This window comes from Microbacterium sp. BH-3-3-3 (assembly GCF_007679045.1).
Lineage (GTDB): Bacteria > Actinomycetota > Actinomycetes > Actinomycetales > Microbacteriaceae > Microbacterium > Microbacterium algihabitans.
Genome location: NZ_VEFS01000001.1, coordinates 1,417,735 through 1,442,627, shown reverse-complemented (window position 1 = coordinate 1,442,627; position 24,893 = coordinate 1,417,735). Strand labels below are relative to the sequence as shown.

The 24,893-nt window shown below is 69.5% G+C and carries 21 protein-coding genes; 6 read left to right on the top strand and 15 right to left on the bottom strand.

Translation table 11 applies throughout. The features are described from left to right. Nucleotides 1–4 precede the first annotated feature (4 nt). A complete protein-coding gene (dnaB, locus tag FS769_RS06750; protein ID WP_144831102.1) occupies nt 5–1,372 on the bottom strand; it encodes a replicative DNA helicase in 1,368 nt (455 codons plus the stop codon). Between the two features lie 615 nt (nt 1,373–1,987). Between dnaB and FS769_RS06745 the strand changes: the two genes are divergently transcribed. Together FS769_RS06745 and FS769_RS06740 are read left to right on the top strand one after the other, a co-directional pair. Then, nucleotides 1,988–3,160 carry a hypothetical protein gene (locus tag FS769_RS06745; protein ID WP_144831099.1) on the top strand — a complete coding sequence of 391 codons (1,173 nt, stop codon included), beginning with the start codon at nt 1,988–1,990 and terminating at the stop codon, nt 3,158–3,160. 78 nt (nt 3,161–3,238) lie between these two features. Beyond that, a complete protein-coding gene (locus tag FS769_RS06740; protein WP_144831096.1) occupies nt 3,239–5,326 on the top strand; it encodes a collagen-like protein in 2,088 nt (695 codons plus the stop codon). A 71-nt stretch (nt 5,327–5,397) separates the two neighbouring features. Here the strand turns inward: FS769_RS06740 and FS769_RS06735 are convergent, their stop codons facing one another. From FS769_RS06735 to rpsF, 6 genes are all read right to left on the bottom strand, one after another. Next, nucleotides 5,398–5,829: a cupin domain-containing protein gene (locus FS769_RS06735; protein ID WP_144831093.1), complete on the bottom strand. Its 432-nt coding sequence runs from the start codon at nt 5,827–5,829 to the stop codon at nt 5,398–5,400. Continuing rightward, complete coding sequence (locus FS769_RS06730) at nt 5,826–7,160, bottom strand: amidohydrolase family protein (RefSeq protein ID WP_260979709.1); 1,335 nt, start codon at nt 7,158–7,160, stop codon at nt 5,826–5,828. Before FS769_RS06730 ends, FS769_RS06735 begins: the two co-directional genes overlap by 4 nt. Before the next feature lie 425 nt (nt 7,161–7,585). Next, entirely contained in the window at nt 7,586–8,038 is a 453-nt protein-coding gene (gene rplI / locus FS769_RS06725; protein WP_056224965.1) for a 50S ribosomal protein L9, read from the bottom strand. A gap of 10 nt (nt 8,039–8,048) precedes the next feature. Next, nucleotides 8,049–8,303 carry a 30S ribosomal protein S18 gene (gene rpsR / locus FS769_RS06720; protein WP_055832386.1) on the bottom strand — a complete coding sequence of 85 codons (255 nt, stop codon included), beginning with the start codon at nt 8,301–8,303 and terminating at the stop codon, nt 8,049–8,051. Between the two features lie 101 nt (nt 8,304–8,404). Further along, nucleotides 8,405–8,920, bottom strand: coding sequence for a single-stranded DNA-binding protein (locus tag FS769_RS06715; RefSeq protein ID WP_144831090.1), 516 nt, complete (start codon nt 8,918–8,920; stop codon nt 8,405–8,407). A 5-nt stretch (nt 8,921–8,925) separates the two neighbouring features. After that, entirely contained in the window at nt 8,926–9,318 is a 393-nt protein-coding gene (gene rpsF / locus FS769_RS06710; RefSeq protein ID WP_058622540.1) for a 30S ribosomal protein S6, read from the bottom strand. Nucleotides 9,319–9,508: 190 nt separating this feature from the next. On the opposite strand from rpsF, the gene FS769_RS06705 reads away from it, so the two are divergent. Continuing rightward, nucleotides 9,509–10,687, top strand: a complete 1,179-nt coding sequence (locus tag FS769_RS06705) for a hypothetical protein (RefSeq protein ID WP_144831087.1) — start codon at nt 9,509–9,511, stop codon at nt 10,685–10,687. 61 nt (nt 10,688–10,748) lie between these two features. Next, nucleotides 10,749–11,858, top strand: coding sequence for a hypothetical protein (locus FS769_RS06700; RefSeq protein WP_144831084.1), 1,110 nt, complete (start codon nt 10,749–10,751; stop codon nt 11,856–11,858). A gap of 484 nt (nt 11,859–12,342) precedes the next feature. On the opposite strand, the gene FS769_RS06695 is transcribed toward FS769_RS06700, so the two are convergent. From FS769_RS06695 to FS769_RS06670, 6 genes are all read right to left on the bottom strand, one after another. After that, a complete protein-coding gene (locus FS769_RS06695; RefSeq protein WP_144831082.1) occupies nt 12,343–14,034 on the bottom strand; it encodes an ABC transporter ATP-binding protein in 1,692 nt (563 codons plus the stop codon). Further along, on the bottom strand, nt 14,031–15,110 hold the full coding sequence (locus FS769_RS06690) for an ABC transporter permease (protein ID WP_144831079.1): 1,080 nt from the start codon (nt 15,108–15,110) through the stop codon (nt 14,031–14,033). Before FS769_RS06690 ends, FS769_RS06695 begins: the two co-directional genes overlap by 4 nt. Before the next feature lies 1 nt (nt 15,111). Then, the gene (locus FS769_RS06685; protein WP_144831075.1) at nt 15,112–16,185 is read right to left on the bottom strand and encodes an ABC transporter permease; all 1,074 of its coding nucleotides are present in this window, start codon (nt 16,183–16,185) and stop codon (nt 15,112–15,114) included. 122 nt (nt 16,186–16,307) lie between these two features. Next, nucleotides 16,308–17,948, bottom strand: a complete 1,641-nt coding sequence (locus tag FS769_RS06680) for an ABC transporter substrate-binding protein (protein ID WP_144831072.1) — start codon at nt 17,946–17,948, stop codon at nt 16,308–16,310. 240 nt (nt 17,949–18,188) lie between these two features. Further along, complete coding sequence (locus tag FS769_RS06675) at nt 18,189–18,938, bottom strand: 3-hydroxybutyrate dehydrogenase (protein ID WP_144831069.1); 750 nt, start codon at nt 18,936–18,938, stop codon at nt 18,189–18,191. After that, a complete protein-coding gene (locus FS769_RS06670) occupies nt 18,935–20,326 on the bottom strand; it encodes an MFS transporter (protein ID WP_186325442.1) in 1,392 nt (463 codons plus the stop codon). The genes FS769_RS06675 and FS769_RS06670 overlap by 4 nt, the downstream gene beginning before the upstream one ends. Nucleotides 20,327–20,430: 104 nt before the next feature. Between FS769_RS06670 and FS769_RS06665 the strand changes: the two genes are divergently transcribed. After that, nucleotides 20,431–21,336, top strand: coding sequence for a LysR family transcriptional regulator (locus FS769_RS06665; RefSeq protein WP_260979708.1), 906 nt, complete (start codon nt 20,431–20,433; stop codon nt 21,334–21,336). A 7-nt stretch (nt 21,337–21,343) separates the two neighbouring features. Here the strand turns inward: FS769_RS06665 and FS769_RS06660 are convergent, their stop codons facing one another. Both FS769_RS06660 and sfnG read right to left on the bottom strand, forming a co-directional pair. Continuing rightward, nucleotides 21,344–22,375 carry a putative FMN-dependent luciferase-like monooxygenase gene (locus FS769_RS06660; protein WP_144831063.1) on the bottom strand — a complete coding sequence of 344 codons (1,032 nt, stop codon included), beginning with the start codon at nt 22,373–22,375 and terminating at the stop codon, nt 21,344–21,346. A 130-nt stretch (nt 22,376–22,505) separates the two neighbouring features. Beyond that, a complete protein-coding gene (gene sfnG / locus FS769_RS06655; protein WP_144831060.1) occupies nt 22,506–23,639 on the bottom strand; it encodes a dimethylsulfone monooxygenase SfnG in 1,134 nt (377 codons plus the stop codon). A gap of 123 nt (nt 23,640–23,762) precedes the next feature. On the opposite strand from sfnG, the gene FS769_RS06650 reads away from it, so the two are divergent. Next, entirely contained in the window at nt 23,763–24,824 is a 1,062-nt protein-coding gene (locus FS769_RS06650; RefSeq protein ID WP_222123901.1) for an LLM class flavin-dependent oxidoreductase, read from the top strand. The last annotated feature ends 69 nt before the right edge of the window (nt 24,825–24,893 follow it).

Below are 24,893 nucleotides of genomic sequence, written 5' to 3'. Positions count from 1 at the left end.
CTCGCTACATCCCCGGCGCCATGTCGGCGAACCGCGAGTAGTGGCCCTGGAACGCCACGGTGATCGTGTCGGTCGGACCGTTACGGTGCTTCGCGACGATCAGGTCGGCCTCACCCGCACGGGGAGAATCCTTCTCGTAGGCGGCCTCGCGGTGCAGCAGCACCACCATGTCGGCATCCTGCTCGATCGAGCCCGACTCACGCAGGTCGCTCAGCGCCGGCTTCTTGTCAGCACGCTGCTCGGCGCCACGGTTCAGCTGCGACAGCGCGATGACCGGAACCTGCAGCTCCTTCGCCATCAGCTTCAGCGCACGCGAGAACTCACTGACCTCCTGCTGACGCGACTCGACCCGCTTACCGCTGGTGAGCAGCTGCAGGTAGTCGATGACGACCATCTTCAGACCCTCGCGCTGCTTCAGGCGACGGCACTTGGCGCGGATCTCGACCAGCGTCATGTTGGGGCTGTCGTCGATGTAGAGGGGCGCGTCGTTGATGCGACCGCGGGTCGCGGCGACGGTGGTCCAGTCGCGCGAGTCGAGGGTTCCCTTGCGCATGCTCTGCAGCGGGATGGCTCCCTCGGCGCTGAGCAGACGCATGGCGATCTCGCTGCGACCCATTTCGAGCGAGAAGAAGATGCAGGGCGCGTTCGCGCGGATCGCGGCCGCGCGGGCGAAGTCGAGCGCGAGCGTCGACTTACCCATGGCGGGGCGGGCGGCGAGCACGATCATCTGGCCCGGGTGCAGACCGTTGGTCAGCTGGTCGAGCCCGGCGAAGCCGGTGGGAATGCCCGTCATCGACCCGTCGCGACCGCGAGCGGCCTCGATCTCTTCGACCGCGGCATCCACCGCCGTCGTGAGAGGGATGTAGTCCTCGGCGCTGTCGTCGCCCGACACGTTGTAGATCTCGGCCTGAGCGCTGTTGACGAGCTCGGTCGGGTCGCCCTCGCCGGCGTAGCCCATCTGCACGATGCGCGTGCCGGCTTCGACCAGGCGGCGCAGCAGCGCGCGCTCGGCGACGATCGAGGCGTAGTAGCCGGCGTTGGCGGCGGTCGGCACGATCGAGGTGAGCGTGTGGAGGTAGTCCGCTCCCCCGGCGCGCTGCAGCTCGCCGGTCTTGATGAGCTCGTCGGTCACGGCGACGACGTCGGTCGGCTCACCGTGCGAGTAGAGCGTGAGGATCGCCTCGAAGATCAGCTCGTGCTTCGGCACGTAGAAGTCGCCACCGCGGAGCGTCTCGATGACATCGGCGACCGCGTCCTTCGACAGCAGCATGCCGCCCAGCGCGCTCTGCTCGGCGAGGATGTCGTGCGGCGGGGTGCGCTCGGGACGAGGTGCTTTACCGAGACGTTCTTCGGCGATGTCGGCGATCGACACGGACTCTCCTTCTGCTCTCGGGCCGCCCGTCGCACTCCTCGCGCGCGCGAACGGCTTCGGCGGAGAGAGGTGGAACGGCCTCGGCAGCACGTAAACACGAACGTCCGACATCGACGCGTGCACGGGTGGTGAGGCCCTTTCCGAGGGGGCTGCACCCACGGTAGATACGCGACTCTCAACACGCAAACAGGCCTGTGGATAACTCTGTGGACAGTTTGCGGGAAACGCCGCCATGTCTGTGCACAAGTGCTGTGGAGAACTCGGTGGATGGATGTGAATTTGGCACCTGATATACCTTCTGAACGGGTGTTTATCTGTCCACAGGTTTGCTGGACAAAACCCGTGTGAAGTGGCGGTTGAAGGTTGTCTGCTAGGGCCTCCACATGTGTACAACCCGGGGGATAACTCGCCGGACGCCTATCCATCCCGGGGCCTCGCTGTCAAATCTTTTTTCCCGTCCGGCGTGTCGCTGGTCACCCGCTGATCCCCGTTCGACTACCGGAAATTCACCAGACCCCTTTTGCTGGGGTGAAACCGGGCGTATCGTCGCCGCCCAGGAATCACCTTGGATTCACCTATGGGGGGCGAATCGTGGATGACACGTTGAAGAGTGGGGTGCCGCGCACACTGCGCATCGCCCTCTTCGGCGTGCTCGCGGCCCTCGCGCTCGCGCTCGTCTCGCTCTTCATCTCGGCCTCGTCCGCCTCGGCCGACGACGGCTCGGGCCTGCTCGGATCCATCGGATCGACCGTCGACGACGTCACCGACACCGCCGGAAAAGTCGTCGACGACACCGCGAAGAAGGCCTCCGACACCACCGAGAAGGTCACTGAGAAGGTCGAGAAGGCCGCTCCCGCCCCGGTTGCCGAGGTCGTCGAAGAGGCTCCGGCCGCCATCGTCGACGTCGTTCCCGCCCCCGTCGCAGAGCCCGTGCAGCAGGTGGTGTCGGCGGTTCCGGATGCCGTGGCCGATGTGAACGACGCCGTTACCGACACCGTCAACGACGCCGGCTCCACCGTGAACGAGGTCGTCGACACCGTCGCCGACGCGGATGTCGTCGGAACGGTCGTCGAGCCTGTGGTCGACCCGATCGTCGAGGTCGTCGAACCGCTGCCCGTCGTCGGCGGAATCGTCGCTCCCGTGGTCGACGAGGTCGTCGACACCGTGGGTGGCGCGGTCGATGAGACCGTGCCCGAGGTCGTCGGCGAGCTGCCCACGATCGACCCGGTGCTCCCGACCGTCCCCGCACTCCCCTCGACTCCCGTGGTCGACGTGGAGCCCGGTGGAGAAGTCGTCGTGCCAAGCCCCGTGGGCTCGCTGCCATCGCTTCCCGCCGTCGAGCCCACCGCCACGGCTCCCGAGCCCGCCGAGGCCCCTGTGGCCCTGCCCGAGGCTCCCACGCCCCTGCCCGAGGCTCCGACGACCCTGCCCGCGGTCGCCCAGCCAGTACCGCCCGCCCCGACCTCCGGCATCCGGTCGCTCGAGGCCCAGACGGCCGACCTCGCCGTCGCGTTCGACGAGGTCGCGGGCCATCTGGCCACGGCATCCGTCGCCCTTCCCTCGTCCGACGAAGACGCCCCGGCACAGCCCCACTCGCTGATGCTGCCGGGCGCCAGCGCCGGTTCGGCGTCGACGGCCTCCCCCGGCTCCGGAGCGAGTGGCACCACCCCCGCGACCGCCGGCGACGCCGCGAACCAGCCCTCGATCGTGCTCCTCGCACGCGGAGGCGACGTCGACGACGATCTGCCTTCCGTCCCCGTCTACGACACCGACGTCTCTCCTGACTGAGGCCGGTCTCGCCGTGTCCGACACGGCTGACGACCCCGCGCACACGCGCACCCTCACTCATCTACAGGAGAAACTCTCATGCGCAAGATCTACTCGCGCGTCCTCATGGGCGCGCTCGTCGGAGGCGGCTTGGCCGTCGCCGGATGCGGCATCGCCAATGCCGCGGACACCTCGGGAGCAGACGGACTGCTCTCGGGCGACCAGGCGGCGATCTCGGTGGACGCACCGGTCACGGTCGGCGGCAACGCCGTCTCGGTGATCGGCGACAGCCACAGCGAGAACGCCGACACCTCGGCACCGAAGTCAGCCCCCGCCCCCGAGGCGACCACCGACGGCGGTGACAGCCTGCTCGGCGGCAACCAGGGCCTGGTGTCGGTGAACGTCCCCGTGACCGTCGGCGGCAACGCCGTGTCGGTCGTCGGAGACAGCGACACCTCGGATGCCGACACCTCGGCCCCCGCAGAACCGGCCCCCGCGCCGGCTCCGGCCGCCCCGGCTCCGGCTCCGGCGGCGCCTGCCCCGGCCCCCGTGGCCGACACCACCACCGACGGCAGTGACAGCGTCGGCGGCGGCAACCAGGCCATCGTGCCGGTCGAGGTGCCCGTGACGGTCGGCGGAAACGCCGTCTCGGTCGTGGGCGACAGCCACAGCGAAGACGCCACCACGTCGGGCGGCTCGGACTCTGGCTCGAGCGCCGAGGACACCACCACGGACGGCACCGACAGCGTGCTCGGCGGCAACCAGGTCGGCCTGCCCGTCGAGGCACCCGTCACCATCGGCGGCAACGCCGTGTCGGTGGTCGGCGACAGCCACTCCGAAGACGCCAACACCACCGGCGGCGGCGCGACAGACGGCGCGAGCACCGGTGACACGACGACCGACGGCACCGACTCGATCGGCGGGGGCAACCAGGTTCTCGCCCCGATCGAGCTGCCCGTCACGATCGGCGGAAACGCCGTCTCGGGTGTCGGAGACAGCACCACCTCGGATGCCGATGTGACCGGCGGATCGACCGGCTCGGGCTCCGGCTCGGGTGACGTCGTCACCGACGGCACCGACTCGATCGGCGGCGGCAACCAGGTTCTCACTCCCGTCGAACTGCCCGTCGTCGTCGGTGGAAACGCCGTCTCGGGTGTCGGCGACAGCACGACCGAGGGCGCCGGTACCACCGGCGGATCGACCGGCTCGGGCTCCGGCTCGGGTGACGTCGTAACTGACGGCAGCGACAGCGCCGCCGGCGGCAACCAGGTTCTCGCTCCCATCGGCCTGCCGATCACCGTCGGCGGAAACGCCGTTTCGGGTGTGGGCGACAGCACCACGGAGAACGCCGACACCACCGGCGGATCGACCACCGGCACCGGCGCAGGCGACATCGTCACCGACGGCACCGACTCGATCGGCGGAGGCAACCAGGTTCTCGCCCCGATCGCACTGCCCATCACCGTCGGCGGAAACGCCGTCTCGGGCATCGGCGACAGCCACTCCGAAGACGCCACCACCACCGGCGGCTCCACCGGCGGCATCGGTGACGTGATCACCGACGGTTCCGGCAGCATCGGCGGGGGCAACCAGGTGCTCATTCCGATCAACCTGCCCGTCACCATCGGCGGAAACGCCGTCTCGGTGATCGGCGACAGCGACACGGACGGCTCGAACACCGGAACGCCGGGTGAGCCCGGAACGCCTGGTACCCCGGGAACGCCCGGTGAGCCCGGAACACCTGGTGAGCCCGGAACGCCCGGAACGCCCGGTGAGCCCGGAACCCCCGGCATCCCGGGAACGCCCGGTGAGCCCGGAACACCTGGTGAGCCCGGAACGCCTGGAACCCCGGGTACCCCCGGCGAGCCCGGAACGCCCGGTCAGCCCGGAACGCCCGGCCAGCCCGGCACCCCCGGCCAGCCCAGCACCCCTGGCCAGCCCAGCACCCCCGGCCAGCCCGGAACCCCCGGCACCTCCGGAACGCCCGGCACTCCCACGGTGATCGGCTCCGTCGCCTCCTCGGCGTCGGCTCCCCTCGCCGCCATGGGCACGGCTCAGGCGGGCTCGTCGCTCGCCATGACCGGATCCGACGGCTCCTCGGCCGCGGGCCTCGGCCTCGCGGGTCTCGTGGCCCTGATGCTCGGGGGCGCGCTGCTCGTGCTGCGCCGCCGCCGCGCAACCGTCTGAGTCACGTTCGACGGGCACCGGATGCCAACCATTGGGGGTGGCATCCGGTGTCGCGGCGTGCCCGGGCGGGCTTACTCGGCGAGACGCCAGTCGTCGAAACTGAAGCCGGGCGACACCAGGCAGCTGACCACGACCTCGGCGTCACCGGCCGGCCGCGCGGCCTGCCACACACCGGCGGGGACCGTGTGCTGCAGCACGTTGCCTGCGGCGAGATCGGGCCCCAGGGTCACGGTCTGCGCCTCACCCGGCGTCTCACCGTCTCCGCCCAGCGACAGCTCGAGGGAGCCCGGACCATGCCACAGCCACACCTCATCGCTGGTGACGACGTGCCACGCGCTGCGCTCGTCGGGAGCCAGCAGGTAGTGGATGCACGTCGCCGCCGGCCGCGCCCCCGCGGGCGTGTCGACGGCATAGGTTCCCGTCCACATGCGGCGGAACCACCCGCCCTCGGGATGCGCCTCGAGATCGAGCAGGCGAGCGGTGGCGGGGCGGTCGTCGGTCATGCGCACACTCCGGTCTGGTCGGTGAAAGCGGCGGATGCCCAACGCATCTCGCCGTCGATGAAGGTCGCCGCGGCGCGTCCGGCTCCGCCGACGACCAGGTGCTCGATGGTGTCATCGACCTCCGACATCGCCCCCGGAGCGCTCGAAGGGCCCGCGATGTCGAAGAAGGCGAGGTCGGCCACGGCGCCCACGGCGAGGTACCCGGTGCGAGCGGGGCCCGTGTCGAGGCCCATCGCGTGCGCTCCCCCGAGGGTCGCCGCCCGCAGCAGCAACGCCGACAGGTCGCGGTTGGCGTACCCCTGCGCCCGCGCGAGGCGGTGCAGTTCGGCGACGTCGGCGAGCAGGTCGAGCGAGGGGCTGGATGCCAAGGAGTCGGTCCCCACCGCGATCGCGTTGCCCTCGACGAGGTAGGCGGCGATCGGCGGTTCGTCCAACCCGATCACGGCGTTCGACCGCGGGCAGAGTGCCACCGTCGTGCCGCGCGAGCGCAGCGTCGCCCGATCCCGCGCGGTCATGTAGACGCCGTGGGCGATGTGGCAGTCGGGACCCAGCACGCCGAGCTCGTCGACGAACTCCGTCGCGCCCGTGCCGATGCCCTCGTCGCGCAGCGCCATGAAGCTCGCCGGACGCTTCGCTTGCCACGGCACCGCCTCGCCGTGCTCGCGCTCGAAGGCGGCTTCACCCAGGTGCAGGTGAAGGCGACTCCCCCGCTCGCGCACGATGTCGGGGATCTCGAGCAGTGGCTCGACGTCGAGCGAGTACGGCGCGTGCGGCGACAGGCCGGTCCCGGGAGGAGCGGGCAGCGCATCGAGTCGCGCCTCGACCTCCGCGCGTCCGCGCTCGGCCCACGCCTCGTTCGTCCAGCTCATCACCTCCCAGTAGGTGATGCCGTGCAGCCTCGCGTCGTGCAGCGCCGACGCAGCCTCGACGTCGGTGACGATGTCGGCGACGGCGGTCGTTCCGGCAACGATCATGGCGCGGGCTCCCGCCGCGGCATCCGCCCCCCAATCCAGACCCCGCTCGTACACCGGCTGGAACGCGTGCGCCCACTCCTCGAAGCCCGCGTACCGCCCCTGCCCCACCTCGGCCATGCCGGTGTACTGCAGGTGCGAGTGCGCGTTGACGAGGCCGGGGGTGAGCACGCCCGGCCAGTGCACCTCGTCGAAGGCGAGTCCGCGGGTGTGCAGCTCGCGCAGCACCCAGGCGCGGTCGCCCACGTGACGGATGCGCCCCGCGGCCACCGCGATCGCGCCGTCGCGGATCGGCGGGGCGGTGATGGGCAGCACGACGGATGCCGAGAACACCACCACACGCCCGGATCGTTCTTGCACGGCGCCAGCCTAGGCAGGCGGTGTGTCGGTCATGTGTCGTGCGCCGCGCGCCCGGTGGCTGAGCCCACGCCCGGTGGCTGAGCCCGTCGAAGCCACCCCCGACCCGGTTTGGGGCGCATTCCGTAGTTCGGGGCGGACAATTCACGCCCCAAACGCAAAAACCCGCCCCAAACCGGGCAGGTCCGACCCGCGGGGCCCCGGACCCTTCGACAAGCTCAGGGACCGCCCTTCGACAAGCTCAGGGACCTCGCGCCTCGCGACGGTTGGGCCCACACAAGGTGGCTGAGCCTGTCGAAGCCACCCCGGACCCTTCGACAAGCTCAGGGACCGCCCTTCGACAAGCTCAGGGACCCCCCGCCCCGCGAACGCGGAACGGCCCCGCCCTGCCGAAGCAGGAACGGGGCCGTTCTCGAGAGTGCAGCGAATTACTTCGCGGCGACCACCTGGAGGGTGATCACGGCGGTGACGTCGTCACGCAGGCGAACGGTCGCCTCGTGCTCGCCGACCGACTTGATCGAAGAGGTGATCTGGATCTTGCGCTTGTCGAGCTCGCCCAGACCGGCGGCCTTGACGGCGTCGGCGACATCGGCGGGCTTGACCGAACCGAAGAGGCGACCCTCGTTGCCGGCCTTGACGGCCAGCTTGACGGTGTTCGACTCGAGCGTGTTCTTCAGCGACACGGCCTCTTCGTGGTCGTGGATCGCGCGGGTTTCGCGAGCGGCGCGGATCGACGCGACCTGCTTCTCGCCACCACGGCTCCACGACACGGCGAAGCCCTGCGGGATGAGGTAGTTACGGGCGTACCCGTTCTTGACCTCGACAACATCACCGGCGCTACCGAGCCCGGTGACCTCATTCGTGAGAATCAGCTTTGCCATCGGGTGCTCCTTAGCGGCCGGCGCCGGCGTAGGGCAGAAGAGCCATCTCGCGCGCGTTCTTGATGGCGCGGGCGATCAGACGCTGCTCCTGCACGGAGACACCGGTGATACGACGGGCGCGGATCTTGCCGCGCTCCGAGATGAACTTGCGGAGGGTGGGGACGTCCTTGTAGTCGATGACGCCGACGCGGATCGCCTTCGCGGGGGCTGCGTTCTTGGCGCCCTTCCGCGGCTTGCGGCGGTCGCCAGTGGCCTTTCCAGCCATGCTTCCTTCTTTCGTGTGGTTCGGATGCCGAGCCGGTCACGCGGACCGGGCCATGGCATCCGGAATTTCAGGGGTCGTCTCGCTCGAGAGCGGGGCGAAGTTCAGAACGGGGTGTCGTCTCCGTAGGAACCAGGAGTGCTCCACGCGTCTGCGCCGCTGTTGTTGCCGCCGCCGTTGTTCGAACCGGGCGTCGACCACGGCTCGTCGTTCGACTGCTGCACCTGCGGGCGCTGACCGCCACCGCCGCCGCCACCGGCGGCACGGGTGACCTGGGCGGTCGCGTAGCGGAGCGAGGGACCGATCTCATCGACTTCGAGTTCGATGGAGGTGCGGTTGTTTCCCTCGCGGTCCTGGTACGAACGCTGCTTGAGGCGACCGGTCGCGATGACACGGCTGCCCTTCGTCAGCGAACCGGCGACGTGCTCGGCGAATTCGCGCCACACCGAGGCACGCAGGAAGAGCGCCTCGCCGTCCTTCCACTCGTTCGCCTGACGGTCGAACGTGCGGGGGGTCGACGCGATGGTGAAGTTCGCGACCGGGAGCCCGTTCTGCGTGTACCGCAGCTCGGGGTCGGCCGTGAGGTTACCCACGACGGTGATGACGGTTTCGCCGGCCATCGTCGTTACTTCGCAGCCTTCTCGGCGGACTCGACCTTGCGGGGAGCGGCGGCCTTGCGGGCGGCCTTCTCCTCGGAGCGCTTGGCCTCGGCGGCGACCTGAGCGATCGCTTCTTCGGCGCGCAGGACCTTGGTGCGCATGATCTGCTCGTTCAGCTTCAGCTGACGGTCGAGCTCGTTCGTGGCCTCGCTGGTCGCGACGAAGTTGACGACGGCGTAGATGCCCTCGTTCTTCTTGCGGATCTCGTAGGCGAGACGACGGCGGCCCCAGATGTCGATCTTGTCGATGGTTCCTCCATCGGCCGTGATGACCTTGAGGAATCCGTCGAGCTTCGGAGCGACCTGGCGCTCGTCGACCTCGGGATCGAAGATGACCATGAGTTCGTACTGGTGCGTCACTAACCCACCTCCTTCGGACTAGAACGGCTGACGGGCATTTCCCGGCAGCAGGAGGGTGTGTTGCACGTCATCACGGGCTCACACGCGCATGGGCGTCGCCGGACAACCTTCGTAGTCTAACGGATGCCGCTGGCAGCGGGGAATCGGTCATCGGTAGCGTGGACGTTCCACCGACGGCGAGGGGGGCCGCATGGCAGGGATCCGACCGTTCGACGCGCGAGCACTGCAGGTCGCGCCCGACCGCGCGGCGGCGAAGGCGTTCACGAAACGGCTGCGCGACGAGGGCCGTCTGCCCGGCAACACCACCGCGACGATCGTCGGCTGGGTGTTCGCGTTCGTCTTCCTCGGCGGGATCGGCATCGCGCTGGTGGTGCTGCTCATCGTGCTGTCGACGTGGCTGCGCGAGGGGACCCTCGTGGTGGGCCTGCTCTTCGCCCTGCCGCTTCTGATCGGCGTCGGCGGACTGATCGCCGCCCTGCTGGTGGGCCTGCGCGGGCAGCGCATCGTCGAGGACCGCCGGTGGCGCCTCGCGGGGTTCGCGCGCGACGTGGGCATGGAGTACGTGCCGGCCGTGCAGAACCCTCCGCTCCCGGGCGTGATCTTCGGCATCGGCAGCTCCCGCACGGCATCCGACATCGTCCGCGGGCGCCGCCCGCGCTTCGTCGAGGTCGGAAACCACGCCTACACGGTGAGCGACGGCAAGAACACGACGACCGTGCGCTGGAGCTACATCGCGATCAAACTCGACGTGCCGCTCCCCCACATCGTGCTCGATGCCACGGCGAACAACGGCATGTTCGGCTCGAACCTGCCCGCCTCGTGGGGTCGTGGCCAGCGCCTGAGCCTCGAGGGCGACTTCGACAAGCACTTCACGTTGTACTGCCCGCGCGGCTACGAACGCGACGCCCTCTACCTCTTCACCCCCGACGTCATGGCGCGCTTCATCGACAGTGCGTCGGTGCTCGACGCCGAGATCGTCGACGACTGGCTGTTCCTCTACTCCCGCGACGAGCTGTCGACGATCGACCCGGCGCGCTGGGCCTGGGTGTTCTCGGTGATCTCGGTGCTGCTCGACAAGCTCGACCAGTGGGGTCGATGGAGAGACGACCGGATGCCGGTGGCCCTGCCTCCCGCGTCGGTTCCGGCCGCTGCCGGCCCCGGTGGAGCCCCGCCGGCCGCGGGTGCGCCGACGGTCGCCGCCGCGCAGGCCGCCCTGCTCGCCCGCCCGCCCGCGGGGGTCGCCGTGCCCGGTCGACGGCTGCGGCGCGCGAACCCCTGGATCGTCGTGGCGATCGTGCTGGGGGTGTTCGGGCTCGGCGGACTGGTGCTCGCCGTGGCTCCGCTGCTGCTGCTGATGGTCGCGCGATGACCCCGGGCGCCGCCCCGACGATGTCGGACACCACCGCTACGGTCGAACGAGGGGGCACGACATGAACGCACAGACCCGGCTCGACACCGCGCCGCTGACCGAGCCCGTCGACCGCGCCCAGGTACGCGCGTTCACGAAAGAGCTGCGGCAGCAGGGCAAGCTCAGCAGCAACGTGGCCGGCATCATCGTTTTCGCGGTGGTCGGCGTGGTCTTTTTCTTCATCATCGGCCCGGTGTTCGTGGGCGTCATCTCTTCCGTCGTCGGCAGGAACTCACTGAGCCTGGTGGCCGCCGCTCCCCTGCTCGTGTTCGCCGCGGTCATCGTGGTGATCGTCCTGGGGCTGATCCGCGGCGTCGGCGGCGCGGGTGTGCGCCGATTCCGCCTCGACCGCTTCGCGCGGGCCAACGGCATGACGTGGGAGCCGGGGTTCGCGAAGCCGCAGCTGCCGGGCATGATCTTCAGCCTCGGCGGCGATCGCAAGAACTCCGACCTGCTGCGGAGCACGTCTCCGCGCTTCATCGAGGTCGCGAACTACACGTACGAGACGGGGTCGGGCAAGAGCAGGCAGACGCACCGCTGGGGCTACGTCGCGCTCAAGCTCGAGACGCCGCTCCCCCACATCGTGCTGGATGCCGTGGGCAACAACGGCCTGTTCGGCTCGAACCTGCCGGTCACCTTCGGGCGCGACCAGCGGCTCAGCCTCGAGGGCGATTTCGACCAGCACTTCGCGCTGTACTGCCCCGAGGGCTACGAGCGCGACGCGCTGTACCTCTTCACTCCCGACGTGATGGCGCGCTTCGTCGACAACGCCGCAGCGCTGGATGTCGAGATCATCGACGACTGGCTGTTCCTCTACGCCAAGCGCGACCTGTCGACGCTCGATCCGGCCACCTGGCAGTGGCTGTTCACGACGATCGACGCGATCGACGAGAAGTTCGCGCAGTGGGCGCGGTGGCGCGACGACCGTCTCGCCGCAGAGGTCGCCGCGAGCAGGAACGCCGGCACCGCGGCATCCGGAGCCCCCGCCCCGAGCGTGCCGTTGCTCACCCCGCCCCCGGCGGGCGTGGCCGCGCAGGGTCGGCGACTCAAGCGCGGGTTCCCGGTGTGGACGGTCGTGGTGGGCGTCGCCGTCGTCGGCTGGTGGATCCTCACGACGGTGTTCGGGCGCTGACGCGGCGGGGCTCTGTCGGCGGGTGCCGCGCAAACTCCGCGATCGGCACAACCTCAGCCAGGATCCGCCGCATCGCACCGAGAATGTGCGAATCACTGACCCTGCGCAACGCGCCGCGCGATCGCCGCTCCGCGCACACTCCGCGATCTGCACAACCTCAGCCAGGATCCGCCGCATCGCACTGAGAATGCGCGAATCACTGACCCTGCGCAACGCGCCGCGCGCTCGCCGCGCCGCGCACACTCCGCGATCCGCACAACCTCAGCCAGGATCCGCCGCATCGCGCTGAGAATGCGCGAATCACTGACCCTGCGCAACGCGCCGCGCGATCGCCGCTCCGCGCACACTCCGCGATCCGCACAACCTCAGCCACGATTCGCCGCATCGCGCTGAGAATGCGCGAATCACCGACCCTGCGCAACGCGCGCCCACACGACGCGGGGCCCCCACGCTGCGCGCGTGAGGGCCCCGAGGTCGTCAGCCGTCAGACTCCGCGGGTGGTGCGCCACAGCTCGCGGCGCGCCTCCTGCTCGACGGGGTCGGGCACGGGCAGCGACACCAGCAGGCGCTTCGTGTAGTCGTCGCGCGGCTCGGTGAGCACCTGCACGGTCGTCCCCTGCTCGCGGATCACGCCCTGCTGCAGCACGACCACGCGGTCGGCCACCTCGTCGACGACGGCGAGGTCGTGGCTGATGAACAGGCACGCGAAGCCGAACTCCGCCTGCAGCTGTGCGAACAACTGCAGCACCCGCGCCTGCACCGACACGTCGAGCGCAGAGGTCGGCTCGTCGGCGATGAGCAGCTTCGGGTCGAGTGCGAGGGCGCGCGCGAGCGAGGCGCGCTGACGCTGGCCGCCTGACAGCTCGTGCGGGTACCGGTCGCCGAACGCGGTCGGCAGCTGCACCGCATCGAGCAGCTCGTTCACACGCTGGCGCGCGGCCCGGGCTCCCGAGGCGCGCTTGTACACGATCAGCGGCTCGGCGATGCACTCCGCGATCGTAAGGAGCGGGTTGAAGCTCGTCGCCGGGTCCTGGAAAACGAACCCGATGTCGGGCCGCGTCCTGGCGAGGGTGCGCGGCTTGGCGCCGTTCATCTCGGTGCCGAGCACCTTGAGCGATCCGCCGACGACCGAGGTGAGTCCGACCATCGCGCGGCCGATCGTGGTCTTGCCCGAGCCCGACTCCCCCACCAGACCCAGCACTTCGCCGGGTCCGATCCAGAAGTCCACGCCCTTCACCGCGACGACGCCCGGCGAGCCGAAGCGTCCGGGATACCCGATCTCGACCTTCTCGGCCACGACGAGGCTCCCCGCCGGCGGCGAGGTGGGCGCGGCATCCGCGAGCGACTGCTGCGAGCTCTTGCCGCGACCCACGTGCGGCACCGCGGCGAGCAGTTCGCGCGTGTACTCTTCGCGCGGGGCGGCGAACAGCTCGCGCACGGGCGCCTGCTCGACGATGTCGCCGCGGTACATCACGATCACGCGATCGGCGAGGTCAGCGACGACGCCCATGTTGTGCGTGATGAGCACGATCGTGGCGCCGAACTCGTCGCGGCACGTGCGCAGCAGGTCGAGGATCTCGGCCTGCACCGTGACATCGAGCGCCGTGGTCGGCTCGTCGGCGATGATCAGCCCGGCGTTCAGCACAAGCGCCATCGCGATGACGACGCGCTGCTTCTGACCGCCCGAGAACTGGTGCGGGTAGTCGTCGACGCGCTTCTCGGGGTCGGGGATGCCGACGCGCCGGAGGATGTCGATCGCCTTGGACTTGGCATCCGCGTTCGACATCTTCTCGTGCGCCCGCAGACCCTCCGCGATCTGCCACCCCACGGTGTACACGGGGTTGAGGGCGGTTGAGGGCTCCTGGAACACCATCGCCGCGTCGCGCCCGCGCATCTCGCGCAGCTGCGCCGAGGTCGCGTGCACGATGTCGGTCTGTTCGCCGTCGCGCCCGCGCACGATGACCGCACCCGAGAGCGTGGCGGTCTCGGGCAGCAGCCCGAGCAGGGTGTTGGCGGTCACGGTCTTGCCCGAGCCCGACTCGCCGACGATCGCGAGCACCTCGCCGGCGTGCGCCTCGAGCGAGATCCCGTTGATCGCGGCGACCGGCTCGCCGTCGGTGGCGAAGGCGACGCGCAGGTCGTCGATGCGGGCGACGGCTTCGGTGGTGCCGGTCATGAGGGGCTCCCGTCGGAGGGGGCGGATGCCGGGGGCCCGGCGGGGGACGCGGTGGCCGAGGCCTCGGCGGGAGCCGTCGACGGGTCGATGGCGGTGACGGGCGCGGGTGCCCGGCCCGCGCGGCGGCGCGTACGCAGACGCGGGTCGCTCAAGTCGTTGAGGCTCTCGCCCACGAGGGTGATGCCGAGCACCGCCAGCACGATCGCGACGCCCGGCGGGATCGCCGTCCACCAGATGCCACTGGTGACATCGCTCACCGAGCGGTTGAGGTCGTAGCCCCACTCGGCGGCGGCGGTGGCCTCGATGCCGAAGCCGAGGAAGCCGAGGCCGGCCAGGGTCAGCAGCGCCTCGGAGGCGTTGAGGGTGACGACCACCGGCAGCGAGCGCGTCGAGTTGCGCAGCACGTGACGCAGCAGGATGCGGCCGGTGGGAACGCCGATCACGCGGGCCGACTCGACGAACGGCTCGGCCTTCACCCGCACCACCTCGGCGCGGATCACGCGGAAGTACTGCGGCACGAACACCACGGTGATCGAGATCGCGGTGGCGAGGATTCCGCCCCACAGCGTCGACTGGCCGCGGGTGATCGCGATCGACATCACGATGGCAAGCAGCAACGACGGGAAAGCGTAGATCGCGTCGCACAGCACCACGAGCACGCGGTCGAGCCAGCCACCGAAGTAGCCGCCGACCAAGCCGAGGAAGATGCCGAGGAAGATCGAGAACGCGATCGCGCACACGATCACGAGCAGCGCCGTCTGGCCGCCCCAGATCACGCGCGAGAGCACGTCGTAGCCGCCGACGGTCGTGCCGAGCAGGTTCATCGCGCTCGGCGCCTGCTGGGTGCCGAACTTCACGCCGTCGGCCTCCTGCTGCGCGAAGCCGTAGGGCGCGAGCAGCGGAGCGAACACCGCCGTCAGCAGGAACACCGAGGTGATCACAAGACCGAGCACCAGCATGGTGCGCTGCAGACCGACGCTGCGGCGCAGGTGCGAGATGACCGGCAGGCGGTCGCGCAGGGGAACCTTGCGCACCGTCACGGCATCGGGGGTCGTGGGGGTCGTGGCATCCGACATGTCAGTACCTCACTCGCGGGTCGATGATCGCCGCGATGACGTCGACGAGGAAGTTGGTGAAGGCCACCAGCACGGCGATGATCACGACGATGCCCTGCACGGCCACGAAGTCGCGGGCCTTGAGGTACTCGCTGAGCATGAAGCCGAGGCCCTTCCACTCGAAGGTGGTCTCGGTCAGCACCGCACCCGACAGCAGCAGGGCGATCTGCAGACCGATGACCGTGATGATCGGGATGAGCGCCGGGCGGTACGCGTGCTTGGTGACGAGGCGGTACTCCCCCACGCCGCGCGAGCGCGCCGAGGTGACGTACTGCGCGCCGAGCGTGCCGATGACGTTGGTGCGCACGAGGCGCAGGAAGATGCCCGCGGTCAGGATGCCGAGGGCCACCCCGGGCAGGATCGCGTGGATCAGCACGTCGCTGATCGCGTTGCCGTCGCCGAGGCGGATGGCGTCGATCAGGTAGATGCCGCTGGGGTTGTCGAGCGTCTGCAGCTTCAGCTCGGTGCGCGTGCCCGCCCGGCCCGCGACCGGCAGAACGCCCAGCCACACCGAGAAGACGAGCTTCAGAAGAAGGCCGACGAAGAAGATCGGGGTCGCGTAGCCGAGGATCGCGCCGATGCGCAGCACCGCGTCCTGCCAGCGGTCGCGCTTGTAGGCGGCGATCAGACCGAACGGGATGCCGATGAGCAGCGCCACGATGAGCGCGTAGATCGCGAGCTCGAGGGTGGCGGAGCCGTACTGCAGCAGGATCTCGATCACCGGACGGTTGTCGGTGAGCGTGGTGCCGAAGTCACCGCGCAGGATGCCGCCGATGTACTCGAAGTACTGCACGATCAGCGGGCGGTCGTAGCCGGCGGCGGCGATGCGCGCCTCGAGCTGATCGGGTGGGAGGCGTCCGCCGAGGGCGGCGGTGATCGGGTCACCGGTGATGCGCATGAGCACGAACACCACGGTGACGAGGATGAAGACCGTCGGGATGATCAGCAGGAGGCGGACAAGGATGTAGCGCCAGAGTCCTCCCCCCTTGGGGGCGACGGGTTTGGCGATGTCGGCGGCGTCGACGGCGGTGACCATACGGAAAGAGACCTCACTCGATGGGGAAACGGCGCCTCGTCGCTCCGCTCTCGCCCGACGACCGAGGGTACGTGACCCCCGGTCGTCGGACGAACGGAACGCGACGAGACGCCGTGTCGGTCTTACTTGTGCAGCGGCGCGTAGCGGAACTTGAACGAGCCGTCGAGAACGGCACCGTCCACGCTCGAGCCCACGATCGCCACCTGCTTGCCCTGGAGCAGCGGCAGGGTCGACAGGTCGGCGGCCACCTTGTCCTGGATCTCGCCGATCTCCTGCTCCCGCGTGGTCTTGTCGGTCTGCGTCGCCTGGTCGACGAGCAGCTTCTGCACGTCGGCGTTGTCGTAGTGGTTCAGCAGGAAGTTGTCCTTCGAGAAGAACGGGGTGAGGTAGTTGTCGGCATCCGAGTAGTCGGGGAACCAGCCGAGCTGGTACGCGGGGTACGCGTCGGCCTTGCGGTCCTTCGTGTACTGCACCCACTCGGTCTGAGCGAGGTTGACCGTGAACAGGCCGTCCTTCTCGAGCTGCGCCTTGACCGCGGCGTACTCGTCACCCGACGAGGGGCCGTAGTGGTCGCCGTTGTACTGCAGGTTCAGCGTGACGGGAGTCGAGAGACCGGCGGCCTCGAGGGTCGCCTTGGCCTTGGCCGCGTCGGGCATGCCGCTGCCGTCGCCGTACATGTCCTTGAGCGCCTCGTTGGCGCCCGCGAGACCCTGCGGGACGTACGAGTACAGGGGCGAGTAGGTGTCTTTGTACACGTCGGTGGCGATGGCCTGACGGTCGACGAGGTCGGCCGCGGCCTGACGGATCGCGAGCGACTTGGCCGGGTCGGCGTCGGGGGTCTTCGCGCCGTACGGCATGGTGTCGAAGTTGAAGACGATGTAGCGGATCTCGCCGCCGGGGCCGTCGATGACCTTGACGGCGTCGTCCTTCTGCAGGTCGGCGACGTCGGTCGCGCTCAGGCTGCGGTAGGCCACGTCGATCGCACCCGACTGCACGTCGAGCTTGAGGTTCGAGGAGTCGGCGTAGTACTTCGCCGAGATTCCGCCGTTGGCGGCCTTGGGCAGCGAGCCCTGGTAGGTGTCGTTGACCTTGTACGAGATGAGCTCGTTGACCTTGTACGAGTCGATCATGTACTGGCCGGCGAACGCCTTGCCTTCGACGATCGTGTCGTCGGGGGTCACGGCATCCGCCGAGAAGACCTCTTCGTCGACGATCGGAGCGGCCGGGCTCGACAGGATCTGCGGCCAGACCTGGTCGTTGCCGTTCTTGAGCGTGAAGACGACGGTGGTGTCGTCGGGAGCGGCGACGCTGTCGAGGTTGCCCAGCAGCGACGCGGGGCCGTTCGGGTCGTTGATCGCGACCTGGCGGTCGAACGAGAACTTCACGTCGGACGACGTGAGGTCGTGGCCGTTCGCGAACTTCAGGCCCGACTTGAGCTTGACCGTGTACTCGGTCGGCGAGGTGAAGTCGGCCGACTCGGCGATGTCGGGGGTGACCTCCGACGTGCCGTACTGGCTGCTCATGAGGAACGGGTAGACCTGCGTCATGACGGCGAACGAGCCGTTGTCGTACGAACCCGCGGGGTCGATCGAGGTGATCTTGTCGGTCGTGCCGACGATCAGGGGGTCGGTCGATCCGCCACCGTCACCCGACGAGGCGTTGTCGCCGCCGCCGGAGCAACCCGCGAGAAGAAGGGCCGAGGCGCCGAGGGCGGCGCCGATGACGAGGCCGAAACGGCCGCGCCCACTGGTGTGCAGTGTCATGAATTACCTCTGCTGTGAAGAGTCGACTGCGACAAGCGCCGTAGTCCCTCGGACATCCTTGACCGGGGAGGTGTCCACCGTAAAGCACTCCCGCGCATATTTACGAGACCGAAACCCGCCGGAGACCCCGCTGGGACCCTCATCTCACCGGATCCCTTCCGGCATTCACCCGCTGTGTGTCGTAAATCGTCCTGCCGTGGGCGATGACGACGAGAGCGGCCCCCGCGAGGCCCGCCCCCGTCAGTGCGCCGACCAGCCGCCGTCCATGAGGTAGCTCGAGCCGGTGACCATCGCGGCGTCGGGACCGGCGAGCCAGAGCGCGAGCGAGGCGACCTCCGCGGGCTCTACGAGCCGCTTGATCGCGGCATCCTTCAGCAGGATCGTCTCGAGCACCTGCTCCTCGGCGATGCCGTGGGTGCGGGCCTGGTCGACGATCTGCTTCTCGACCAGCGGCGAGCGCACGTAGCCGGGGTCGATGCACACGCTCGTCACTCCGCGTGGGCCGCCCTCGAGGGCCGTGGTCTTCGACAGCCCCTCGAGGCCGTGCTTGGCCGTGACGTACGCCGACTTGTACTCCGAGGCGCGGATGCCGTGCACGCTCGACATGTTCAGCACCCGCCCGAACCCGCGCTCGTACATGCCCGGCAGGGCCGCGCGGATCAGCAGGAACGGCGCCTCGAGCATGAGCCGCAGCATGAACGAGAAGCGCTCGGGATCGAACTCCTCGATGGGGCTGACGTGCTGGATGCCGGCGTTGTTGACAAGGATGTCGACGTCGAGGCGCAGCTCGCGCAGGGCCGCCGTATCCGAGAGGTCGACGGCCCAGGCCTCTCCCCCGACCTCGGCCGCCACGCGCGCCGCCTGCTCGCCGTTGACATCGGCGACGGTGACGTGGGCCCCTGCGCCGGCGAAGGCGCGGACGATGGCTTCGCCGATCCCGCTTGCTCCCCCGGTGACGAGGGCGCGGCGGCCGGTCAGATCCGTGCTCATCGGACTCCCTTCGCCCCCGTCGTCGCGGGGCCTGCCGCCGTGCGCGCGGCGTCGGCGGCGTCGATGTCGCGCAGCGAGATGCCGCGCGTCTCCTTCAACGACAGCACAGCGATCGAGGTGACGATGCACGCCACGACGATGTAGAGCGCGATCGGCAGCCACGAGCCGAAGTCGCGCAACCACTGGGTGGCGAGGATCGGGGCGAGCGAGCCAGCCAGGATCGCCGTGACCTGCGCGCCGAGCGAGACGCCCGAGTAGCGCATGCGGGTCGGGAACAGCTCGGCCATGACGGCGGGCTGCGGGGCGTACATGCCGGCGTGGAAGACCAGGCCGATCGTCACCGCGAGCACGATCATCACAGGGTTGAGCGTGTCGAACATCGGGAAGGCGAAGAACGCCCACGTCGCGCTGAGGATCGCGCCCGCGAGGTACACCGGGCGGCGTCCGATGCGGTCGGACAGGCGTCCGAGCGGCGGGATCACGGCGAAGTGCACGATGTGGGCGATCAGCAGAGCGAGCAGCAACTGGCTGGTGTCGTACGAGTGCACGATCTTCAGGTAGACGATCGAGAAGCTGACGACGATGTAGTAGACGATGTTCTCGGCGAAGCGCACGCCCATCGCCTGCACGACGCCCTTCGGGTAGCGACGCAGCACCTCGACGACACCGAACGAGGTGGCCTTCTCCTTCTCGACCTGCGCCTTGGCCTCGAGGAAGATCGGGGCCTCTTCGACGTGGCGGCGGATCCAGAAGCCGACCAGCACGATCACGGCCGACAGCCAGAAGGCGATGCGCCAGCCCCAGTCGAGGAACGCGGCGGGGCTCAGCACGAACGAGGTGATCAGCAGCACGAGCGTGGCCAGCAGGTTGCCCACCGGGACGGCGGCCTGCGGCCAGCTCGACCAGAAGGCGCGACGGCGGTCGGGGCTCTGCTCGGCCACGAGCAGCACGGCGCCGCCCCACTCCCCGCCCACCGCGAAGCCCTGGATGAAGCGCAGGGCGACGAGCATCGCGGGAGCCCAGTAGCCGACGCTCGCGAAGCCGGGCAGGCAGCCCATCAGGAAGGTCGCGACGCCGACGATGATGATCGTCGCCTGCAGCGTGGGCTTGCGACCGAAGCGGTCGCCGATCTGGCCGAACACGATGCCGCCGAGCGGGCGCGCGATGAACCCGACCGCGTAGGTGACGAAGGCGGCGATGATTCCGTCGAGCGGTGAGCCCGACGACGGGAAGAAGAACGTGCCGAAGACGAGGCTCGCGGCGGTGGCGTAGAGGAAGAACTCGTACCACTCGACGACGGTGCCGGCCATGGAGGCGGCGACGACATGGCGGATGCGGCTCGAGGTGGGGGCGTCGCTGCTGCGCGGCGCGGTGGTGGGGGGTTGCATGATGCTCCTTCGGTGTCGACGATGACGACCGCGCCTCAGTCTGAGGTGGTCTGCTGCGCGCGACAATGCCCAGTACCGCTCTCCCGCTGTGCAGAATTGCACACATGGATGCCGGGAACGTACGCGCCGACGACTTGCTGATGCTGCTGGCCGTGGCCCGCACAGGCCGGTACACCGCCGCCGCCCAGCTGCGCGGGGTCGACCACACGACCGTCGCTCGGCGCATCGCCGCCCTCGAGGAGGCCCTGGGCGGCAGGCTCGTGGCCCAGTCGGGCCGCGGGTGGGAGCTCACGACGCTCGGAGCACACGCCGCCGAGACCGCCGGGCGCATCGAGGCGGCGATGTCGCAGCTCGCCGCCGGGGGAGCGGAGCCCGATCCGGTATCGGGTGTCGTGCGCATGTCGGCCACCGACGGGTTCAGCGCCTACATCGCCGCCCCCGCCATCGCGGGCCTGCGCGAGCGGCATCCGGATCTCGTCGTCGAGGTGGTCGCGGCCCAACGGCGCGCAGCCCTGCACCGCCCCGGTCTCGATCTCGAAGTGGTCGTCGGCCAGCCGCAGACCTCGCGCGGCACGACCGTCGAGCTCGGGTCGTACGCCCTCGGCATGTACGCCTCGCGCTCGTACCTCGACCGGCACGGCCACCCGCGCGACCTCGATGAGCTGCAGACGCACGGGCTCGTCTACTTCGTCGACGCGATGCTGCAGGTCGAAGCCCTCGACCTTCCCCGACGCGTCGTGCCGCGCATGCGCGACGGCGTCACCTCGACGAACGTCCTCGTGCAGGTCGAGGCGACGCGCGCCGGGGCCGGTATCGGCATGCTCCCGTGCTTCGTCGCCGACCGTCACGACGATCTCGAGCGCCTCCTGCCCGAGACGATGACCGAGCGGTTGCCGTACTGGATGATCGTGCGCGCCGACTCGATGCGCATCCCCGCCGTCGCCGCCCTTGCCGACGCGCTGCGCGAGCAAACGCGGCGGTCAAAGGCGATGCTCGACGGGGTGTGGTGACGCGGCGTCAGACCTCGGCGCCGAGCGAGCGGAGTTCCTCGGCAGCCGCGGCGCCCGTACGCAAGCCGAGCTGAGGGGCGACCTCGCTCGCCAAGAGGTCGATCGACCGCAGAGTCACCTCGTGGGCCGGGTCGATCGAGTGCACCTGGAAGGCGACGTCGGTCGCGAGCTCGAGGGTGCGATCCGTTCGGAGCGACGCGACCACCTCATCGACCGTCCCGAGGTGAGTGTTGGTCAGAGCCGCGAGTTCCCGCAGGTCGCCGTCCGCATTCCGCTGAAGGAATGTACGCGCGAGACGTCGGATTCCGGCATCCGCCCTCGCCCACACCTCATCGAGGCGGTCGGCGTCGACGACCACCGCGGTGCGCGACGCGAGGATGCGCGGAGCGACACCGCGGGGGAGCGCGGCGAGGTACGCCTCGACGATCGGCACCTGCACCTCATGCAGATCTTGACCGTCGTCGCGAGGCTGCGTGCGCGAGAGGAGCAGTCCGTCACCGGCGGATCCGGCTCGTCGACCGCCGTCGATGGAGAATGTCGCCTGCCACAGCCGACCGCCGAGGTGCGGCGCCGCGGGGTTCAGGCGCAGATCGGTGTTCCGAATGCCGCGCCCAGCGAAGGCGTCACGCAGGACGTCGAGGTGCGCGGCGTGGATCGCCCGGCGATCGTCGGAGGACCGCTCGAAGGCCGCGAACGACGAGGGCGTGCCGCCCGTGCCGATGCCGAGCTGTACGCGACCGCCGCTCAGGGCGTCGACGAAGGCGGCGTCCTCCGCCACGCGCACGGGGTCGCCGATCGGAAGGGTCACGATGCCCGTTCCCAGCGCGATCCGTTCAGTCTGCACGGCCGCCGCGGCCAGGAACGGGAACGGCGACGGCAGGCCTCCCTCGTCACGGTCGAAGTGATGCTGAGCGACCCAGAGGGATGCGAAACCGTGCTCGTCGGCGGCACGGACCTGTGCGAGCGCCTTGCCGTATCGGTCACCGTCGGTACCGGCATCCAGCACCCGTGTGAAGAATCCGAGGCGTGCGCCGCTCATCGAACCGAGTCCCTTCGGGGCCACGCGGCCCGATATCGCTGTATGCGCGGAGTGGAATACACCCGCGCACACCAGGCTAGGCCCGTGTCGTCGAGCTGGAGGCCTCTCTCGGGAACCTGTGACGGGATGCTCAGCCGGCCGCCACCCCGATCGGATCACCCGTGCGCGCGAGATCCGCCTCGAGCTCGCGCACGATCGGGATCACCGTCTCACCGAAGTGCTCCAGCTCCTCCTGGAAGTGCAGGAAGCCGAGCAGGAACAGGTCGACGCCGCGCTTCTTGTACTCGATGATGCGCTCGGCGATTTGCTGCGCGTCGCCGAAGAGCTGCGTGCGGAACCCGTCGTTGTACTGCACGAGATCCTCGAGCGACGAGTCGGCCCACATCCCCTTCTTGTCGGACGTCGCGTTGCCCGCCTCCTGCACGCTCTTGCGGAACCCCTCGACGGCGCCCGAGTCGGCGTGGGCGATGATCTCGCGCAACTGGGCCTCCGCCTCAGCGCGGCTGTCGCGCTGGATGACGAACCCGTTGAGGCCGAATCGCGTGCGCCGACCGTGCTCGGCCGCGATGCGCGTCACGTCGTCGTACTGCTCGGTGAAGCCGTCGAAGTCCTTGCCGTTCGAGAAGCACCAGTCCGAGAACGCGCCGCCGTTGAAGCGCGCGGCCGTGGAGTTGCCGCCCTGGAAGATGTCGGGGTGGGCTCGCCCCGGCACCTCGTACGGGAAGGGGCGCAGCGTGAAGTCGGTGATGTCGTAGTACTTCCCGTGGAAAGAGAACTTCTCCTGCGTCCACAGGCCCCGCAGCACCTGGATGAACTCCGCCGCACGCTCGTAGCGATCGTCGTGCTCGAGCCATTCGAGACCCAGGTCGGTGTACTCGTCTTTGAACCAGCCGCTGACGACGTTGACCGCCGCGCGCCCGTGCGAGAACTGGTCCGCCGTGTTGATGAACTTCGCCAGGACGGCCGGATGCCAGATGCCGGGATGGATGGCGGCGATGACCTTCAGCTTCTCGGTGGCCAGCAGCAGCGCGAGGCTGATCGAGGTGGACTCGTGCTGCTGCGCGGCGCCGTAGCTGGAGGCGTACCGCACCTGGCTCAAGGCGTATTCGAACCCGACGCGCTCGGCCGTGCGGGCGAGCTTCACGTTGTAGTCGTAGTCCCAGTCGGTGCGCTGCTCGATCGAACTGATCACGAGCCCACCGCTGACGTTCGGCACCCAGTAGGCGAACTTCAGCGGCTCGTGGGTGGGGGTGGAATCGGTCATGGAATCCTCCTCGCGGATCGGAATCCGGCCAACCTCCCACCGCGTCGAGCATCGGTCAACGACATGTGACGGACCGTTTCGTCCCGTGACGCCGGCCGACATGAGGCGGGTGAGGATGGAGCCATGACCTCCCCCCAGCGCGTGCGTTTCGGCTACTGGACCCCCATCTTCGGCGGATGGCTGCGCAACGTCGACGACGAGCAGACGCCCGTGTCGTTCGCCCATATCGCCGCGATCGCTCGCGCTGCGGAAGAAGGCGGCTTCGACCTCACGCTCATCCCCGAGCTGAACCTGAACGACATCAAGGGCGTCGAGGCGCCGTCGCTCGACGCGTGGGCGGTGACGGCGGGGCTCGCCGCCGTCACCTCGAAGCTCGAGCTGCTCGCGGCCGTGCGCCCGGGCTTCCACAACCCGTTCCACACCGCCAAGCAGGCGGCGACCATCGACGAGATCAGCGGAGGGCGCTTCACCCTCAACGTCGTCTCGGCGTGGTGGGCCGAGGAGGCCAAGCAGTACGACGGCCTCTTCAGCGCCCACGACGACCGGTACGCGCGCACGATCGAGTGGGTCGAGGTGCTGCGCGGCCTGTGGTCCGAGACGCCGTTCGCGTACGAGGGGGAGTACTACCGCACCGAGGGCACCTATCTGGAGCCCAAGCCCCAGGTGCTGCCGCGCCTGTACGCCGGTGGCGAGAGCGAGGCCGGGCGCAACGCGATCACGCGCTTCGCCGACGCGTACCTGACGCACGGCGGCACACTCGAGGAGCTCGGGACGAAGGTCGCCGACATGCGCCGGCGCCGCGCCGAAGCCGGGGCGACGCCGTTCGAAGCGTTCGGCATGGCCGCCTACGCCGTCGTCCGCGACACCGAAGAAGAGGCTCAGGCCGAGATCGACCGCATCACCGACGTGCGCGGGGGAGCGGCCTACGGTTCGTACCAGGACTTCGTGAGCAAGTCGAAGCTCGACACCCAGATCGACCTCAAGGAGTACTCGGTGTCGAACCGCGGCCTCCGCCCCGACCTCGTCGGAACCCCCGACCAGGTGGCAGAACGCATCGTCGCCTTCGCGAACGTCGGCGTCTCGACCCTGCTGCTGCAGTTCTCGCCGCACCTGCCCGAGTTGCAGCGGTTCGCCGCCGAGGTGATCCCGCGCGTGCGCCGCCTGGAGGCCCAGCGCGACGCCTGACCGCGCTTCGCGCCGCGGGGCGTACCCCCCGTTGAGTGGGGGCGCGTCCGGGCTGGGGCTCGGGGCGCC

Excerpts from the sequence above, each read along its gene's own strand:
- FS769_RS06740 (WP_144831096.1), top strand. The coding sequence starts at position 3,239 with ATGCGCAAGATCTACTCGCGCGTCCTCATGGGCGCGCTCGTCGGAGGC.
- FS769_RS06735 (WP_144831093.1), bottom strand. The coding sequence starts at position 5,829 with ATGACCGACGACCGCCCCGCCACCGCTCGCCTGCTCGATCTCGAGGCG.
- rplI (WP_056224965.1), bottom strand. The coding sequence starts at position 8,038 with ATGGCAAAGCTGATTCTCACGAATGAGGTCACCGGGCTCGGTAGCGCC.
- rpsR (WP_055832386.1), bottom strand. The coding sequence starts at position 8,303 with ATGGCTGGAAAGGCCACTGGCGACCGCCGCAAGCCGCGGAAGGGCGCC.
- FS769_RS06715 (WP_144831090.1), bottom strand. The coding sequence starts at position 8,920 with ATGGCCGGCGAAACCGTCATCACCGTCGTGGGTAACCTCACGGCCGAC.
- FS769_RS06705 (WP_144831087.1), top strand. The coding sequence starts at position 9,509 with ATGGCAGGGATCCGACCGTTCGACGCGCGAGCACTGCAGGTCGCGCCC.
- FS769_RS06700 (WP_144831084.1), top strand. The coding sequence starts at position 10,749 with ATGAACGCACAGACCCGGCTCGACACCGCGCCGCTGACCGAGCCCGTC.
- FS769_RS06695 (WP_144831082.1), bottom strand. The coding sequence starts at position 14,034 with ATGACCGGCACCACCGAAGCCGTCGCCCGCATCGACGACCTGCGCGTC.
- FS769_RS06690 (WP_144831079.1), bottom strand. The coding sequence starts at position 15,110 with ATGTCGGATGCCACGACCCCCACGACCCCCGATGCCGTGACGGTGCGC.
- FS769_RS06685 (WP_144831075.1), bottom strand. The coding sequence starts at position 16,185 with ATGGTCACCGCCGTCGACGCCGCCGACATCGCCAAACCCGTCGCCCCC.
- FS769_RS06680 (WP_144831072.1), bottom strand. The coding sequence starts at position 17,948 with ATGACACTGCACACCAGTGGGCGCGGCCGTTTCGGCCTCGTCATCGGC.
- FS769_RS06675 (WP_144831069.1), bottom strand. The coding sequence starts at position 18,938 with ATGAGCACGGATCTGACCGGCCGCCGCGCCCTCGTCACCGGGGGAGCA.
- FS769_RS06670 (WP_186325442.1), bottom strand. The coding sequence starts at position 20,326 with ATGCAACCCCCCACCACCGCGCCGCGCAGCAGCGACGCCCCCACCTCG.
- FS769_RS06665 (WP_260979708.1), top strand. The coding sequence starts at position 20,431 with ATGGATGCCGGGAACGTACGCGCCGACGACTTGCTGATGCTGCTGGCC.
- FS769_RS06660 (WP_144831063.1), bottom strand. The coding sequence starts at position 22,375 with ATGAGCGGCGCACGCCTCGGATTCTTCACACGGGTGCTGGATGCCGGT.
- sfnG (WP_144831060.1), bottom strand. The coding sequence starts at position 23,639 with ATGACCGATTCCACCCCCACCCACGAGCCGCTGAAGTTCGCCTACTGG.
- FS769_RS06650 (WP_222123901.1), top strand. The coding sequence starts at position 23,763 with ATGACCTCCCCCCAGCGCGTGCGTTTCGGCTACTGGACCCCCATCTTC.